Below are 17641 nucleotides of genomic sequence, written 5' to 3'. Positions count from 1 at the left end.
ACGACCACCAGACTGCTGTCTGTGGCGGGCGTGTGACCACCGAGGCTGAAGCTGACGGCAGTTTCTCCGCCAGCGGGAACCATTTGTCGTGGGAGTACCACTAGAGACACATGAGAGAGTTCGTCTTCGCCCTCGAGTACGATCCGGGAACGAACCCGGTCGCCGACGTGCTCGAGGCCAACCCCGACACGACGGTGCGGTCGCTGTCGTGTCACGTCACCGCCGACAGTCTGTGGCGGGTCGACCACGCGACCGGCTCGGCGGACGGAATCGCGGCGCTCGAGGCGGCGTACCGCGAGCCCGCCTACTGCGCAGACTGTCTCGTCCGGGACGACTGCGGGGCCGACTGCGAGACGCAGGTGCTCGATCGCTCGAGCGACGAACTCGTCGTCTACACCTACTGGGACCGGACTGACGTCTGTACGTCGGTCCCTCATCTGGCGCTCGAGTACCTCGGCGAGGGGCTGCTGTTCGAGACCTACCGCGAGGGGCGGCGCTACCGCTGGCGGATCGTTCTCGGAAGCGACGCGCCGGTCGGCGACTTCTTCGACGCGCTCGGCGACGAGGTCGGCGAGTGCGCCGGCATGGAAATGCTGCGACTGACGGACCTCGATCCGGACCGCGAGCAGTTCCAGTCGGACGACGAACTCCCGCCCGAACAGCGAGACGCGCTCCGCGCGGCGGTCGACCGCGGCTACTACGAGACGCCGCGCCGGATCGACCTCTCCGACCTCGCCGAGGAACTCGAGATTCCGCGATCGACCCTCTCCTACCGCCTCCGGCGGGCGGAAGCGCACCTCGCGACCGCGTTCGCCGACGGCGAGTCGCTCGAGGCGATCACGGCCAGTCGCTGAGGTCGCCCGACCGCTGGTTTGGCGCACGCCAAATAACCTGTATGAGTGACCAGTGACTACGATGGAGTAATGAGCGATTCGACACCGTCGACGCCGCCAGACGGGGACGGGAAAGCGGACTCGAGTCGGACCCTCGAGCTCCGCGTCCCCGAGATGGACTGTTCCTCCTGCGCCGGCAAGGTGACCAACAGCGTCGACCGACTCGAGGGAATCGGCGAACTCGACGCGCGCGTAGCCAGCGGCCGTCTCGTCGTAGCGTACGATCCGACGCGGACCACCGACGAGGAGATCCGCGAGCGGGTCCGCGCGGCCGGCTACGAGATCGCGGGCGAGCGCGAGAGCGACGAACTGACGGTGTCCGTGCCCGGCATGGACTGCGCCTCCTGTGCGACCAAAGTCGAGAACGCGCTCTCCGGCGTCGATGGCGTCGGCGAGATCGAGACTCGACCCACGTCGGGGCGGGTCACTGTCGCTGTCACCGGCGGAACGGACGCCGAGACGGTCACCGCCGCGATCGAGGGGGCCGGCTACGAGGCGACGCCGGTCGGCGGCGACGGCGAGCCGTTCGGCGACGGCGACCCCGTCTGGAAGAGCCGCCGGGCCGTCATCACCGGCGCTGGAGCCCTCGTCGTCGCCGTCGGGATGGCCCTCGAGTTCGTCTTCGCCGGGTCGAACCCGACCCTGTTCTCGGCCGTCGGTCGGAGCTACGAGCTCTCGACGCTGCTCTTCGTTATCACCGCGGCCGTCGCCGGCGCGCCGATCTTTCGGAACGGTTACTACTCCGCGCGGACGCTGAGCCTCGACATCGACTTCCTGATGAGCGTCGGCATCCTCGCCGCGGTCGCCGCCCACCACCCCTTCGAAGGGGCGATGCTGGCCGTCCTCTTCAGCGTCGCCGAGTTGCTCGAGACGTACTCGATGGACCGGGCGCGGGACTCCCTGCGCGAACTGATGGACCTCTCGCCCGACACCGCGACCGTCAAGCGCGACGACGGCACCGAGGCGGAGATTCCGGCCGACGACCTCGCGGTCGGCGACACCGTCGTCGTTCGCCCCGGCGAGAAGATTCCCGCGGACGGCACGATCCGCGAGGGCGAGAGCGCGATCGACGAGTCGCCGATCACGGGCGAGAGCGTCCCCGCGGACAAGGCGGCCGGCGACGAGGTCTTCGCCGGCACCATCGCCGAATCGGGCTACCTCGAGGTCGCGGTCGAGCGCGCGGCCGACGACTCGACGATCGCTCGCATCGTCCGACTGGTCGAGGACGCCGAACGCGAGCGGACCGACCGCGAGCAGTTCGTCGACCGCTTCGCGAGCGTCTACACGCCGATCGTCGTCGCGCTCGCGATCGCGGTCGCAGCCGGGCCGCCGCTGCTCGTCGGCGCGTCGTGGAACACGTGGTTCCTCCGCGGGCTGACGCTGCTGGTCATCGCCTGTCCCTGCGCGTTCGTCATCTCGACGCCCGTCAGCGTCGTCTCCGGGATCACCAGCGCCGCGCGCAACGGCGTGCTCATCAAGGGCGGTCGCTACCTCGAGGCGGTCGCCGAGAGCGACGTGCTCGCCGTCGACAAGACCGGCACGCTCACCACCGGCGATCTGTCGGTGACCGACGTGATCCCGCTCGAGGGGGCCGACGAGGCCGCCGTCCTCCGGTACGCGAGCGCGGTCGAACGCCGGAGCGAACACCCTCTCGGGCGTGCGATCGTCGGCTACGCCGAAGAACAGGGAATCGAGCCCGACGCGCCCGACGTGGCCGACTTCGAGGCGCTGACCGGGAAGGGCGTCCGGGCCGCCGTCGACGGCGAAACGCACTACGTGGGCAAACCGGACCTCTTCGAGGGACTGGCCGATCTCGAGCACGCACACGCGACGACCGACGGCGGGGCGGTCCTCGAGTCGGCGTCGGCTGACGAAAACGTGCGACGAGGCTGCGACCGCGAGAACTGCCTCGACGTGTTACAGGACGTCGTCCCACGGCTCGAGGCCGAGGGCAAGACCGTCGTGGTCGTGGGCACCGAGAACCGCCCGCTGGGCGTCCTCGGCGTCGCGGATCGGGTCCGCCCGGAAGCGGAGTGGGCGGTCTCGCGGCTACGGGAACAGGGCGTTCGCGTCGTAATGCTCACCGGTGACAACGAGGGCACCGCCCGCGCGGTCGCCGAGCAGGTCGGCATCGACGAGTACCACGCCGAGTTGCTCCCCGAGGAGAAACTCGAGTGGATCCGACGACTCGACGGCGAAGCGCGGAGCGCCTCCGGAGAGACCGACGACGCGGGAAGCGTCGCCATGCTCGGCGACGGCATCAACGACGCGCCCGCGCTCGCGACGGCCGACATCGGCATCGCGATGGGTGCGGCGGGGACCGACACGGCCCTCGAGACGGCCGACGTGGCGCTGATGGGCGACGATCTCACCCGCCTCCCCTATCTCTACCGGCTCTCGCGGACGGCCAACGGCGTCATCCGACAGAACATCTGGGCGAGCCTGGCCGTGAAAGCCGTGCTCGCCGTCGGCGCGCCGCTCGGCCTCGTGACGGTGATCCACGCGGTCGTCGTCGGCGACATGGGGATGAGTCTGGGCGTGACGGGCAACGCGATGCGGCTGGCGAATCTCGAACCCGAGACACCCGACGCGTTCGAAGGCTCCGCTGCCGACCGGTAGCCGGTCCTGCCGTGCTCTCTCGGCGGGCCGATCGATCGCCCGTCTGCGGTCTCGTTCTCGTCACGAATTGTTCGCCAGAAGTCGAGTGTCGGCCACCTGAGGCACCCTATACTGCGTTCTGCATTGTTCGGGAACGGCTCTAAACGCGGCCGGCACTGATCTAAAAGTGATGACAGAAAACCCGTCCGACAGTCACGGACCGACGGCCGGCGACCGCCGAGCGACGCGGGGCGAACGGCCTCCCGCCGGCCTCGAGAATCGTATCGAGACCGACGCCGGTTCGGGATCGGCCGACGACCTCGAGTACGAGGTCGTGACGACGCCCGTACTCGTCATCGGGGCTGGTGCGGCGGGCGCTCGCGTCGCGATCGAACTCGCCGAGTCGGGAGTCGAGCCGCTCGTGATCGGCAAGCGCGAGCACGGCGACGCCCACACGACGTGGGCGGCCGGCGGCGTCAACGCCGCGCTCGGCTCGCTCGACCCCGAGGACGACTGGCCCGTTCACGCGGCGGACACGCTCACCGAGGGCCACCACCTGAACGACCCCGAGGCCGTCGAACTGACGACGCAAGAGATGCCCGACCGCATCCGCGAACTCGCCGACTGGGGAATGCCGTTCGACAGAACCGACGACGGAGCGATCAATCAGCGCTACTTCGGCGCACAGTCCTATCGGCGCACCTGTTTCGTCGGCGACCGGACCGGCGAGGCCATGCTCGAGACGCTCGTCGACCGCGCTCGCGACCTCGGGATTCCCCACCGTGAGAACGTGATGATCACGCGGCTGCTCTCCGACGGCGAGCGCGTCGACGGTGCCGTCGGCTTCGACATGGAGACCGGCGAGGAGCTGTTGTTCCGGACGAACCACGTCGTGCTCGCGGCCGGCGGGTTCTCCGCCCTCTATCACCGCCACTCCTCGCGGGACGACGAGAACAACGGCGACGGCCAGGCGCTGGCGCTCGAGGCCGGTGCGCGGCTGCTCGACCTCGAGTTCGTCCAGTTCCATCCGACCGGGATGGTCGGCGAGCGCTACGGCGAGGAGTGGGACGGCCGACTCGTCACGGAGGCGGTCCGCGGCGAAGGCGGGCGGCTCTACAACGCCGACGGAGAACGGTTCATGGAGCGCTACTCGCCCGATCAGATGGAACTCGACGCCCGCGACGTCGTCGCACGGGCCATCGCGCAGGAAGTTCGCGAGGGACGAGGGACCGACGAGGGCGGCGTCTTCCTCGACATTTCCCACCGGGACCCCGAGTACGTCCGCGAGCGGCTGCCGTCGATGGTCGAGCGCTTCGACTCGCTCGGCGTCGACATCACCGAGGAGCCGATGACGGTCGCGCCGACGGCTCACTACACCATGGGCGGCGTCGACATCGACTTTCGGACCGGTGAGACCGGCGTCGAGGGCCTCTACGCCGTCGGCGAAACGGTCGCCGGCGTCCACGGCGCGAACCGCCTGGGCGGGAACTCGCTGGCCGAAACGGTCGCGATCGGGAAACTCGTCGGCGACCACGTCGCGGGCGCGGTGACCCGGGCCGACGAAGATCCCGACGTCACCGACGGTCAGCGGGCGCTGGCCGAGCGGGAGTTCCGCGCTCACCGCGCACTCGCCGCCTCGGACGGTACCGTCACACCGACGGAACTCCTCGCTGACCTCGGCGACCTGTTCTGGGACCACGCCGGCATTCTCCGCACCGAAGCGGGGCTCCGAGAAGGACTGGCGAAACTCGAAGACCTCCGGACGCGGACGACCGACCTTCGCGTCGACGGCGACCTGACGTCCAAATCGTTCGAGTACGCCGTGGACCTCTCTGCGAGCCTCACCGTCGCCGAAGCCACCCTCCGGGCGGCGCTCGAGCGAACCGAGTCCCGCGGCGCACACCACCGGACGGACTACCCCGAGACGAACCCCGACTGGCGAGTGAACCTCGTCGTCTCTGCCGACACCGGGGAACTGTCCATCGCTCGCCGCGGCGTGACCGAACCCAGCGAACCGGTTGGGGAGGCCCTCGCGGAAGGGTACGAACTCGACTACCACCACCTCGAGTGAGCGAGTGTGAGTACGAGGCCAGTCGATCGGCGCTAACCGAGACGCATATGCGTTTTCGGTCCCCTACTCCCGCATCCACACCTTCGCATGAGAGACGAGGCACACGACGTCCTCCGACAGGATCCCGTGATGGCGGGGCTGATCGACCGACACGATCCGTACGTCGAACCCGACTGGGACGAGTACGAACGGCTCTGCATCTCGATCATCAACCAACAGCTCTCGACGGCGAGCGCGGCGGCTGTCCGCGAGCGCGTGTTCGACCTCCTCGACGGAGACGTGACTCCCGAGGCCGTCTTAGCCGCGGAGGACGCGGCGCTCCGGGAGGCGGGGCTCTCGGAAATGAAAGTCGAGTACCTCCGGAACGCCGCCCGCGCGTTTCAGGACCGGGACTACACGCGAGCGGGGCTCGCCTCCGACTCCGACGAGGAAGTCATCGATCTCCTCACCGAAATCAAGGGGATCGGCGCGTGGACGGCGCGGATGTACCTCCTGTTCGTCCTCGAGCGGCCGGACGTCCTCCCCCTCGGCGACCTCGCCGTTCGCCGCGGGATCGAGCAGTTGTACGGGGACGGCGACGACCTCACCCGCGGAGAGATGCGCGAAATCGCCGAGCCGTGGCGGCCGTATCGCAGCGTCGCGACGCGATACATCTGGGCCGAGTACGAGTCGGACTAAGGCCGCCGTCGTCCGAGCCGCTCACAGCGGACGGCAGTCGATCGTGTTCGAGTCGAAACCGCGGTAACGGCGTACTACCTGTCGGGCGCGCCGTGAAACGGGCCCCGCTGGAACCGGCAATAACTGATTACGCCCCGGCTAATGCCGGCCGGAAGAGGGGTCTCGAGAAACGTGGAACTGACCGACGAGAGGGTCCCGGTCACTGAAGTACAGATCTGTCCCACGGCAGAACGCGATGGCAAACGATCCTTCCTCGAGTGACGCGGACGCGCCGAACCAGCGACGAATGACGAACGACACCGAACGGATCAGGGAGTGGGCCGAGGCTCGCGACGCCGTTCCGGTCAGGGTACGGGACAGCGACGACCACGGCCACTCGTTCGCTCGGCGAGACGAGATCGGCGAGCACCACGAGGAGTACACCTGGGACGAGTTCGGCGACCGCTTCCAGGACGAGGACCTCGTGTTCGTCTATCACGAAGACGAGCCGTCGGGCGACGAGATGGGCTTCTTCGAAATCGTCGAACGCGATCAGGCCTTCGAACGGGCCGACCTCGGCCGCGACGAGTTCGAGGACTCGCTGCGGCGCGGCGAGACGGTGACGACCGAGATTGTCGAGACGCAGGTCGTCGAACAGGAGATCGTCGAACGGGATACGATCGAGAGCGAAGTGGTCGACACGGAAGTGGTCGATCGGGACGTCGTCGACTCCGAACTCCTGAGCCGCGAGATCGTCGACACCGAGTTCGTGAGCGACGACATGATCGATCTGATCGTCGACGAGACCCACCTCGAGACCATCGAGGAGATCGAACGCTACACCGTCGAGAGCCGCGTCGTCGACGTCGACATCGAACAGGACGAGGAGATCGAGCGTGACGAGATCGAGTCGGTCGAGACGGACATCGAACTCGAGAGCGTGCAACGGTCGATCCTCGAGAGCGACGTCGTCCGCTCGGACGTGATGGCCGACGAAGTGATCGAGCGGGAAGTGATCCAGAGCCAGCGGACCGAAGGCGATACCGTCCGAAGCGAAATCATCGAGCGCCGGACGGTCGAGGAGGAGGTCGCCGAGCAGGTGCAGATGCGATACGTGCTCGAGGAGACCGACCTGCTCGAGACGGAGGTGGTCGCCAGCGAGGTGATCGAGGGTGAGATAATCGAAGTCGACGAGTACGAGACGATGGAAACCGGCGAGATGGAGACCCAAACCGCCGGGACGACGACCGACGAGGCGACGGCGACCACCGACACCGGAACGGAGACCGCGAACGAGACGTCGGAACCGGCCGCGATCGAACTCTCGCAAAGCGAGCAAGGGAAAGACGTCGTCGACGAGACGGGCCAGCAGATCGGCATGGTCGCCGAGGTCGAGGGACAGACCGCCTACGTCGATCCGGAGCCCGGGCTGACGGATCGGCTCAAGGCCCGAATGAACTGGGGCGGCCACGGTGACGACGACTACCCGATCGACTCATCGCAGATAAAGGAGATCACGGACGACGAGGTCGTCATCCACAGCGAGTGACCGCTGGATGAGCGGCCGCTACGGCGAGTAGCGCCGAGCGCCGCTTACTCGAGGTCGAAGCGGTCGTGCTGCATCACTTTGCTCCACGCGTCCACGAAGTCACGCACGAATTTCTCCTCCGCGTCGTCGGACGCGTAGACGTCCGCGATGGCTCGAAGCCGGGAGTTCGACCCGAAGATGAGATCCGCGCGGGTGGCCGTCCACTCGAGTTCGCCCGTCTCGCGGTCGCGCAGCTCGAAGACCTCGCCGTCGTCGGAGTCGGCCGGCGCTTCCCAGCCCATGATGTCCTGAGAATCGTCGGACGCGTCCCACTCGTAGTCCATGTCGAGCAGGTTCACGAAGAAGTCGTTGGTCAGCGTCTCCGGTCGGTCAGTGAGGACGCCGAGCTCGGAATCCTGGTAGGTCGCGTTCAGCGCGCGCATGCCGCCGACCAGCACCGTCATCTCGGGCGCCGTCAGATCCAGAAGGTCCGCCTTGTCGACCAGCAGCTCCTCCTGGGACTGGTCGGCCTCGTCGCTGTAGTAGTTACGGAACCCGTCGGCCGGGGGCTTGAGCGCCTCGAAGGACTCGACGTCGGTCTGTTCCTGCGAGGCGTCGGTACGGCCCGGTTCGAACGGAACCTCGACGTCGTGGCCGGCCTCGGCTGCGGCCTGCTCGACGGCCGCGTTGCCGCCCAGCACGATCAGGTCGGCCAGCGAGACCCGCACGTCGTCGGACCGCGAGCCGTTGAACTCCTCCTGAATCTCCTCGTAGGTCGACAGCACCGTCTCGAGCTGGTCGGGCTCGTTGACTTCCCAGCTCTTCTGTGGCTCGAGACGGATGCGAGCCCCGTTGGCGCCGCCGCGTTTGTCGCTGTCGCGGTACGTCGACGCCGCCGCCCAGGCGGTCTTGACGAGCTGGGAGATCGAGAGCTCCGAATCGAGGAGCTCCGCTTTGAGTTCGTCGATCTCCTCGTCGCCGATCAGGTCGTAGTCGGCGTCGGGGATGGGGTCCTGCCAGATCATCTCCTCATCCGGCACTTCCGGGCCGAGGAATCGCTCTTTCGGACCCATATCGCGGTGGATCAGTTTGTACCAGGCCTTTGCGAACGCCTTCCGGAACGCATTGGGGTTCTCCTGGAAACGCTCGATGACCTCCCGGTAGTCGGGATCGCGCTTGAGCGCGACGTCCGTCGTCAGCATCATCACGTCCTCTTTCTCCGACGGATCTTCAGCGCCCGGTGCAGCCTCGTTGAGTTCGCCGCTCTTCGTGGTCCACTGCCACGCACCGCCGGGACCCTTCTCTGCTTCCCACTCGTACTCGAGCAGGTTGTTGATGTAGCTCAGGTCCCACTGGGTCGGCGTGGTGTTCCAGGGGCCTTCGATGCCGCTGGTGATCGTGTCGGCACCTTTTCCGGAGCCGTGGCTGCTCTCCCAGCCCAGGCCCTGCTGATCGATCGGGGCCGCTTCTGGCTCGGGACCGACGTGCTCGTCGGGGTCGGCGGCACCGTGGACCTTCCCGAATGTGTGGCCGCCGGCGATGAGCGCGGCCGTCTCCTCGTCGTTCATCGCCATCAGGCCGAACGACTCTCGAATCCGTTCCGCGGATTTCTCCGGATCCGGCTCGCTGTCGGGTCCCTCCGGATTCACGTAAATGAGCCCCATCACGGTGGCGGCGAGGTTCCCCGTGAGTTCGCCGTCCTCGTCGAAGCGCTCGGACGCTTCCCACTCGTCCTCGGGGCCCCAGTCGACGGCGTCGTCGGGCTTGTACTCGTCCTCGCGCCCGCCGGCGAAGCCGAACGTCTCGAATCCCATCGACTCGAGGGCGACGTTCCCGGCCAGAACGATCAGGTCGGCCCACGAGAGTTTGCGGCCGTACTTCTGCTTGACCGGCCAGAGCAGTCGACGGGCCTTGTCTAAGTTCGCGTTGTCGGGCCAGCTGTTGAGCGGCGCGAAGCGCTGTCGACCGCCGGCCGCACCACCGCGGCCGTCGCTGGTCCGGTACGTCCCGGCGCTGTGCCACGCCATCCGAATGAAAAGCGGCCCGTAGTGGCCGTAGTCGGCCGGCCACCAGTCCTGCGACGTCGCCATGACGTCCTCGATGTCCGCCTTCACTTCCTCGAAGTCCAGTTTCTGGAACTCCTCTGCGTAGTCGAAGTCCTCGTCCATCGGCGTGGACGTGGGAACGTTCTGATCGAGGAGGTCAACGTTCAACTGGTTCGGCCACCAGTCTTGGTTTGACTTAGTCATCAGTGTGCGATTGCCACTATCTCCTATTAAGATTTCCTACTCGGGCGAGAAGTCTTCGGGAAAGACAAATAATATTACGCCATCACCAACCCACCTCGATAGTGGATGCACACCGCGTGTTCGGCACGGCCACTGTGGCCCGTCACTGACGGTGGGTTTCGACGAGGCCGACCGGACCCGCTCGAGAAAGCGACAGTCGTCCATCAGTGCGGGTCCGCAGACCGCCGCTGCGGGCGCTTCAGTCCGGCCGCTGGGGGACTCGTCGGAACCGGTCAGTAGCGGCGCTCTTCCCGCTTCGGCCTCGGTGGGGCCTCCCGCGACCCCGAGTTCGAATGTCGTGACTCCCCACGTTCATCGAGCTGCTGTCCGTCTGGCCGGGTGTCTACCAGCATACACGAGTCGAATACGATCTTTGTTTCCGATCACAACCAGGAGAGTTTTCGAGATCGGAAATCGAATTCGGGTAGTGATCGAACGCGTTTCCGCCGTTTACTCTTCCTCTTCGGGCGTGTCGCCGGCGTCGGCGTCGACCCGGCGGCTCACGTCGACCTGGTAGTTCCCGAGTATGTCCCGCCCGAGCAAGACGGGGTAATCCATGTGGCTGCGGTCCTCGACGCTGGCAGTGACGGTGTGTTGGTTGCCGCCGACGCCGACGACGACGTCGACGACGGGGCGGCTCTTGGACTGCTTGCTGCTGCCCGATCGGATGCGGGTGATCGACTTGATCGGGCCGGCGCCGATATCGGCGGCGAGGCTGGTGTCGATACTCGTCCGGGTCGCGCCCGTGTCCGACTTGGCGAGCACCGACTTCGAGCCGCTGGTCCCCGAGAGGACGACCTCCTCGGTGTAACCGATCACCGCCGGCTCCGTGTCCCGGGTGACCGCTTCGGCCGGCTGGGCCGTCGGCCGGGAGTCGTCGAGCACGTTCGCGAGGTCCCGGACGCGCTCGTCGTCGACCTCGCCGCCGGCGCGTTCGATCGCCAGTTTACCGATGTACGGCGCAGGACTCACCTTGGTCGCCTCGTAGAGCCCCTTGAACCCCGCGGTCGGGTTGACCTCGAGGACGAACCAGCCCTCGTCGCCCTCGACGAGGTCGACGCCGGCGTAGTCGAGGCCGACAACGTTCGCCGCTCGGCGCGCCATCTCGGCGGCTTCCTCGGGGAGATCGTCGGTCGCGTCCTCGACCGAGCCGCCGAGCGCGACGTTGGTCCGCCAATCGTTGTCCGGCGCGTAGCGGTACATCGCGCCGACGATCTCGTCGCCGACGACGTAGACGCGCAGGTCGCGGTTGCGGACGTCCTCCTGATCGACGAGTTCCTGCAGGAAGGCGTACCGGTTGCCGACCTTGGCGTTGATCGGATCGTCGGGGCCGACTTTCCACGTGCCGCCGCCGTGCGTGCCGATCGCGGTCTTGTACACTGCTTCCTCGCCGTAGCGATCCCGCGCGGCGTTCAACATATCGGCGCTGAGCGCGAGGGTGACGTCTGGCGTCCGCACGTCGTTCGATGCGAGCGCGGTCGCGGTCGAGAGCTTGTGCATCGCCGTCAACACCGTGCTCGGCTCGTTGAGCGTCGGTACGAGCTGTGAGAAGGCGTTGACCAGCCCGAGTTCCTCGGCGGGCTGTTCGGTGTTCGACAGCAGCATCCGATTCGCGATCACGTCGACGGGCGGCTCGAGAACGGGACTGCCGTCTTCGACGCTGATCGACGTGTTCTCGGCCCGAAGCCATTCGGTGTCGTGGCCGAGGTCTTCGACTGCGTTGAGAATCGCTTTCGTTTCCTTACTCGTATGAAGGCTCAATACCCCGACGGTTACGGGATCGGCACCGGCCATAGCGGCTAGACGCTGAGCCGTCGGATAAGTATTGATAGTCACTCCATTCAATGTTCAACGGCCTGTCTCGTCGCCGATTCGGCCGGCGTCGTCCAGCGGTCGCTACTGCCTACCCGATCACCGACCGAACCTGCCGCGGATCGACGAGACCGCTCAGCACCGCCAGCACGGCCCAGGTGACCGCCCCGAGCGTGATCGCACCGATCAGCATGAACAGACTCGAGACCATCGGCGTCACGAGCAGGACGGCGACCGCCATCACGCCGGTGATCGCACAGATGAGGGCCGTCGTGCGAGCCAGCCGCGTGACGTTCAGCGAGAGTTCGGTGTGGACGACGTAGAGGTTGACCGCGACGTACACCGAGTGAGTCGCGACCGTCGCGATCGCCGCGCCGACGACGCCGATTCGCGGGATCAACACGATGTTCAGGCCGAGGTTCGCGAGCGCCGTCAGCCCCTTCGCGATCGCGCGCGCTCGAGCACGCCCGAGATAATCCAGACTGTCACTGGTCAGGTTCGTGATCGCCTGTAACACGACGAAGCCGGCGAGTACCTGCAGAACGGGCACCGCGGCCGCGTAGTCCTGCCCGAAGACCATCGTCAGGAACGGCCCCGCGACGATGGCGAGGCCGGCCGCGGCCGGGATGTAGAGCAACAGGACGTTGGTTAGCGATTTCTCGTAGATCCGCCGCGCCTCGGCGAGTTCGTCGGCCGCCTTCTGCTCGCCGAAGTTCGGCGAGATCGTGAAGCCGAGCGACGCCGCCGGCGCGAGAAGGAAGTCCGAGATCTGCTTTGCGAGCGTGTAGAACGCCACCGCGGCGGGATTCAAGATCAGTCCGACCAGCACGATGTCGATCTGCTTGTCGATGACGTTCGCGCTCTGGGTCGCCGTCAGCGGCACGCTGTACTCGAGGAGCCGACGGGAGAGGCCGTCCTCGTACTCGTCGGCCGCGTCGTAACGCCGATAGAACCCGTAGTACAGTACACCGAGCCCGACGACGCCGGCGATCGCGTAGCCGACGATGTAGCCGAAAAAGGCCCCGAGCGCGCCGAGGCCGGCGAGGACGAAGACGACGGCGAAGAGCAGCCGAGCCGCGCCGCTGATCGCCTGAACGATGGCGCTGTAGCCGAGGTGGTTGAACCCCTGAAACGCCACCTGCGAGAAGGTGCTCGCGGAGTAGGCGACGAGATAGAGGACGCCCGCCGCGAGAAACGGGGCCGCGTTCGGTTCGTTGAGCGCGATCGCGATCCAGTCGTGAAAGAGCAACAGGACGTACGCGACGAACGATATCAGGACCAGTTTGGCCGTGACCGTCGTCTTGAGGAGATAGGGTATCTGTCCCGAATCCGCCTCGCGGTATTCCGAGAGATACCGGGCGACGGACCGCGAGAGACCGAGATCCGCGAACAGCTGGATGATAGCCAGCACCCCGATCGCCCAGTACAGCGCGCCGTACCCGTCCGGATCGAGCAGGTACCGCGCCAGTACGAACATTAGCAGCGCGCTCGAGATCATGTAGATCGCGCGCGCAACGAGCGTTGCCTTGAAGCCGTGAACGATGTGATCCTCCCTGTTCATTCGACGTAATGGGTGCGATGAGACGCGCGTATCCGCCAGACGGTGCAGCCGATAGCGACCAACGTACTCCCCGCATCGAGGGATCGACCAATTGTAATGCGGGGACAACTGTCGGAAACCGATCGTAACGAGCGCGGTGACGGCCGGGTTCCCGGCACGGAGGTCGCTCTGGACCGCGTTCGGAGCGGCTCGGGTACGATCCCCGGTGGTAACGCGATTCAAACGACCGAAAGCATCCCGTACGAACCGAAGAGCGGAGTGACGCGGAGAGAGATCATCGGTAGGGAGATCGAACGGCCGGCAGGCGGGTCCCGATCGGACGCTGAGAAAAGACGCGAACCGAGAGCGGAAAACGGGTTCCGAATCGGTCTACAGGTACGAGGAGTCCCACCGAGTCGCTTTCCGCCTGTTCCCGCAGTTGTTACACTCGATTCGACCCATCGCGTCCATCGCGTTGTCGATCGAGTCGCAGTTCCCGCAGAACCAGGCGTATCGATCGTGTCGATCCTTCGTCCGGTAGGCCGTGTAAAACGGCGCCTTCGATCCGCGGGCGGCCTCGCCGTAGCTCACGTAGATCGTCTCGCCGTCCACCGAGAGCTCGTCGATCGCGCCCCACTCGCCGTCGTCCTCGAGGTCGCTCTCGACGTAGACGTTCTCCGTGAACGTTTCGTCGCCGATCTCGACCTCGCGCTGGCCGGCCCGTTCGAAACCGTGCTCCCGGTAGAACTGGTTACCGCCCTCGTTGTCCGCGAGAACGAAACACTGAATGGCATCTGCGCCTTCCTCGAGCAGCGCTTCGCGGGTTCGAACGAGCAGTCGGACGCCGGTCCCGCCGTCGCGGTGGTCGGGGTGGATGTGCAACCAGAGGAGGTGGCCGGTGTTGGCCTGTTGACCGACCAGTTCGCTCTGGGAGAAGCCGACGACCTCGCCGTCGCGCTCGACGACCAGAAAGAGGAGGCGATCGTCGTCGAGGTCGTCGGCAAAGGATTCGCCGTACCACTGCTGGACCGCATCCTCGATCGTGTCCTCGTCGAGAAAGGCGGTGTACGTAGAGTTGAGCGACTCATGTGCGATCGAGCGAATCGCGTCGGTGTCGTCGGTAGTTGCCTCACGAATTTCCATGCAGCGTCATACTACAGCCAGATACAAAACGTATGCCCACAGTCCCAGATGTTGCACGACGTTGTTCGAGCGAAACGGGTTTTCTCCGGAAAAAGTGACACGGAACCGCTCGAGAGCGCACGAAGGCACCAATTCACGGCCCGGAAGGGAGAAGATTCACGGTGATGCCGCCGGAGAAGGAGGTATGAGCGACGACGCCACCGCGACAGAACCGCCCGACGAGCCACCTCACTCCGAAGCTATGAACGAGGCGTTTACCTACAACGGCGGCCGGGTCGACCCCGGCGAATCGGCGAACATCCGGTACGGTATCAGCGAGACCTATCTCGGCGACCCCGTCAGAATCCCTGTCACGGTGATCAACGGCGAACATCCCGGGCCCACGGTCTTTCTCTCTGCGGCGGCTCACGGGGACGAACTCAACGGGATCGAGGTCGTCCGTGAGGTGGCCCACGATTGGGATCACTCCGTCCTCCACGGAACGCTCGTCTGTCTGCCCGTGATGAACGTTCCCGGGTTTCTCGCTCAGGAGCGGTATCTCCCGATCTACGATCGGGACCTGAACCGGTCGTTTCCCGGCCGCGAGGGGTCGACCAGCGCCATGCGGATGGCCCACCAGATCTACACGAACTTCATCGAGCCCTGCGACCTCGGCATCGACTTTCATACGTCGACACGCGGGCGGACGAACATGCTTCACGTCCGGGCGAACATGGAGCGGTCGGACGTGAGCAGGCTCGCCAAGGCGTTCAGTTCGAACGTCATCATCGCCGGCGAGGGACCGTCGGGGACGCTCCGTCGCGAGGCGACCGACGCCGGCATTCCCACGATCACCGTCGAGATGGGCGAAGCCCATCGGTTCCAGCGGCGGCTGATCGACCGTGCGCTCACCGGCGTCGCGAGCGTCCTCGCGGAGTTCGGCTGCCATCGGGAATCGTCGGTCCACTGGCCCGGTTGGCGGACCGTCATCGACTCCGACGACGAGAAGACCTGGCTCCGCGCCGACGCGGGCGGCATCGTCGACATGAAACGCGGCCGCGGTGCGCTCGTCGAAGAAGGGGAGGTCATCTGTACCATCACCAATCCGTTCAAAGAAGAGGAGGACATCGTCACCGTCGACGCCCCCTTCACGGGCCTCATCGTCGGTGTTCTCGAGAATCCGGTCGTCTACCCGGGGAACCCGCTCTGTCACCTGGTCGGCCTCTCCCCGGACACGCTCACCGCCTTAGAGCGCGAGCGGACGACCGAGAGTTCGCGATCGGACCTCTGAGCGACCGCCTGCCGACGAAAAAGTCGGACATCCGAAAGGATTCACCCGAACCGATTCGGGGTTTGTCCGGCATTCGGTTTCGTTTCCGTGGATTCCTTCGTTCGGATACAGTTCGCTGGCAGCGATAAAAGTAACTTCTATACCTCCACGGTCTAACGGACCACATGAGCGTATGAGTCAGTCTTACAATCGCGGTCTCATCGAGGACTTCGGCCGCTGGAAGGAGTTCTCGGCCGGCATGTGGGCGTGGATCTTCCACAAGTTCACTGGATGGGTGTTGATCGGTTACCTGTTTACCCACATCGCCGTGCTGAGTACCTCCATCGGCGCAGCCGATGCGAGCGCAGCGACGCTGAGCGCAGAAAGCGACATCTACACCACGACGCTACAGGGACTCGAGGGGCTGTTCCTCATTCGTCTGCTCGAGATCGGCCTGCTCGCGGTAGCCGTCTTCCACATCCTGAACGGCCTCCGACTGCTAATGGTCGACCTCGGCGTCGGGCTGGATTCGCAGGACAAGAGCTTCTACGCGTCGCTGGTGTTGACGGGTGCGATCACCGTCGCGAGCGTCCCGACCTTCCTCACGGGGGTGTCGATCTGATGGCGGAGCGCTACTCCTCTTTCACGCCCGGCGGCACGCGCTGGTTCCTCCAGCGCATCACGGCGGCGTTTCTGGTCGTCGTTCTCGCTTTCCACTTCTTCCTCCTGCACTTCGTGAACCACGCGTACGAAGTAACCTTCTTGGGCACTCAGGCCCGAATGGAGAACATCGGTTACTTCCTCACGATGGTGCTGTTCCTGATCACCGCCGCGTTCCACGGCGTCAACGGCGTCTACAACGCGCTGGTCAATCAGGGACTCGAGGGCGGCCCGAAGAAGGCCGTGCTGGCGGTGCTGTCGCTGGCCGGCCTCGCACTCGTCGCACAGGGAGTCTACGTGGCACTCACCATGTCGGGGATGATCTAACATGAGTACGCAACAAGCCGAACCCGAAAGCCAGGAAGCACCGAAAGACCCGGAGATGCAGGGCGCGGAATCGCCCGCCGCGGAGAAACAGAAAGAGGGCGGGATGGTCGACCAGACGTCGACCGACGTGTCGGAACTCGAAGGGGAGACGGTCCACATCAAGGTGTTCCGCTACGACCCCGAAGTCGAAGGCAAGCAGGAACCTCGCTTCGACGACTTCCACGTCCCCTTCGAGAAGGGGATGACCGTCCTCGACTCGGTCATGTACGCCCGCGACGAGTACGACTCGTCGCTGACCTTCCGACACTCCTGTCGGCAGGCCGTCTGTGGCTCCGACGCCTTCTTCGTCAACGGCAAACAGCGACTGGGCTGTAAGACACAGATCGCCGACCTGGAGCAGCCGGTTCGCATCGAACCGCTGCCCCACCAGGAAGTCGTCAAGGACCTGGTCGTCGACATGGACCACTTCTACGACCAGATGCACACCGTCGAGCCGTACTTCCAGGACGAGGACACGCCCGCGACCGATGACCTCGAGGAACAGCGCCAGAGCCCGGAAAACCGCGAGAAGATCAAGATGTCCTCGCGGTGTATCTGGTGCGGTGCGTGCATGTCCTCGTGTAACATCGCGGCCGGCGACAACGAGTATCTCGGTCCTGCGGCGATCAACAAGGCCTACAAGTTCGCGATGGACGATCGCGAGAGCGAGGAAATCAAAGAGCACCGACTCCGCATCCTCGAGCAGGAACACGGTGTCTGGCGGTGCCAGACCCAGTTCTCCTGCACCGAGGTGTGTCCGAAAGACATTCCGCTCACCGAGCACATTCAGGAGCTCAAGCGGGAAGCGGTCAAGAAGAACCTGAAGTTCTGGTAAC

The 17641-nt window shown here is 65.6% G+C and carries 13 protein-coding genes; 9 read left to right on the top strand and 4 right to left on the bottom strand.

The genetic code is table 11. The features are described 5' to 3' along the window. Nucleotides 1–110 precede the first annotated feature (110 nt). From NDO75_RS04160 to NDO75_RS04140, 5 genes are all read left to right on the top strand, one after another. On the top strand, nt 111–854 hold the full coding sequence (locus NDO75_RS04160) for a helix-turn-helix domain-containing protein (RefSeq protein WP_310904833.1): 744 nt from the start codon (nt 111–113) through the stop codon (nt 852–854). 69 nt (nt 855–923) lie between these two features. After that, on the top strand, nt 924–3512 hold the full coding sequence (locus NDO75_RS04155) for a heavy metal translocating P-type ATPase (protein ID WP_310904832.1): 2589 nt from the start codon (nt 924–926) through the stop codon (nt 3510–3512). Nucleotides 3513–3681: 169 nt separating this feature from the next. Next, on the top strand, nt 3682–5562 hold the full coding sequence (locus tag NDO75_RS04150; protein ID WP_310904831.1) for an FAD-dependent oxidoreductase: 1881 nt from the start codon (nt 3682–3684) through the stop codon (nt 5560–5562). 87 nt (nt 5563–5649) lie between these two features. Then, nucleotides 5650–6240, top strand: a complete 591-nt coding sequence (locus NDO75_RS04145) for a DNA-3-methyladenine glycosylase 2 family protein (protein WP_310904830.1) — start codon at nt 5650–5652, stop codon at nt 6238–6240. 235 nt (nt 6241–6475) lie between these two features. After that, nucleotides 6476–7768: a hypothetical protein gene (locus NDO75_RS04140; RefSeq protein ID WP_310904829.1), complete on the top strand. Its 1293-nt coding sequence runs from the start codon at nt 6476–6478 to the stop codon at nt 7766–7768. Between the two features lie 44 nt (nt 7769–7812). On the opposite strand, the gene katG is transcribed toward NDO75_RS04140, so the two are convergent. The 4 genes from katG to NDO75_RS04120 form a co-directional block, all read right to left on the bottom strand. Then, a complete protein-coding gene (katG, locus tag NDO75_RS04135; protein ID WP_310904828.1) occupies nt 7813–9996 on the bottom strand; it encodes a catalase/peroxidase HPI in 2184 nt (727 codons plus the stop codon). A gap of 489 nt (nt 9997–10485) precedes the next feature. Then, nucleotides 10486–11829 (bottom strand): RimK family alpha-L-glutamate ligase, encoded by a 1344-nt coding sequence (locus tag NDO75_RS04130; RefSeq protein ID WP_310904827.1) that lies wholly within the window; start codon nt 11827–11829, stop codon nt 10486–10488. 109 nt (nt 11830–11938) lie between these two features. Beyond that, nucleotides 11939–13408, bottom strand: coding sequence for a flippase (locus NDO75_RS04125; RefSeq protein WP_310904826.1), 1470 nt, complete (start codon nt 13406–13408; stop codon nt 11939–11941). Between the two features lie 369 nt (nt 13409–13777). Then, on the bottom strand, nt 13778–14530 hold the full coding sequence (locus NDO75_RS04120; protein WP_310904825.1) for a GNAT family N-acetyltransferase: 753 nt from the start codon (nt 14528–14530) through the stop codon (nt 13778–13780). A gap of 184 nt (nt 14531–14714) precedes the next feature. Between NDO75_RS04120 and NDO75_RS04115 the strand changes: the two genes are divergently transcribed. The 4 genes from NDO75_RS04115 (at nt 14715) to NDO75_RS04100 (ending at nt 17640) form a co-directional block, all read left to right on the top strand. After that, nucleotides 14715–15800 carry a succinylglutamate desuccinylase/aspartoacylase family protein gene (locus tag NDO75_RS04115; protein WP_310904824.1) on the top strand — a complete coding sequence of 362 codons (1086 nt, stop codon included), beginning with the start codon at nt 14715–14717 and terminating at the stop codon, nt 15798–15800. A gap of 172 nt (nt 15801–15972) precedes the next feature. Further along, nucleotides 15973–16401: a succinate dehydrogenase, cytochrome b556 subunit gene (sdhC, locus tag NDO75_RS04110; RefSeq protein WP_310904823.1), complete on the top strand. Its 429-nt coding sequence runs from the start codon at nt 15973–15975 to the stop codon at nt 16399–16401. Continuing rightward, nucleotides 16401–16766: a succinate dehydrogenase gene (locus NDO75_RS04105; RefSeq protein WP_310904822.1), complete on the top strand. Its 366-nt coding sequence runs from the start codon at nt 16401–16403 to the stop codon at nt 16764–16766. Before sdhC ends, NDO75_RS04105 begins: the two co-directional genes overlap by 1 nt. Nucleotide 16767: 1 nt before the next feature. Next, entirely contained in the window at nt 16768–17640 is an 873-nt protein-coding gene (locus tag NDO75_RS04100; RefSeq protein ID WP_310904821.1) for a succinate dehydrogenase/fumarate reductase iron-sulfur subunit, read from the top strand. Nucleotide 17641: the final 1 nt, after the last annotated feature.

It is taken from the genome of Natrinema sp. 1APR25-10V2 (genome assembly GCF_031626495.1).
Classification (GTDB): Archaea; Halobacteriota; Halobacteria; order Halobacteriales; family Natrialbaceae; genus Natrinema.
The sequence above is the reverse complement of the archived record's forward strand: the minus strand, read 5'-3'. Positions and strand labels throughout refer to the sequence as shown.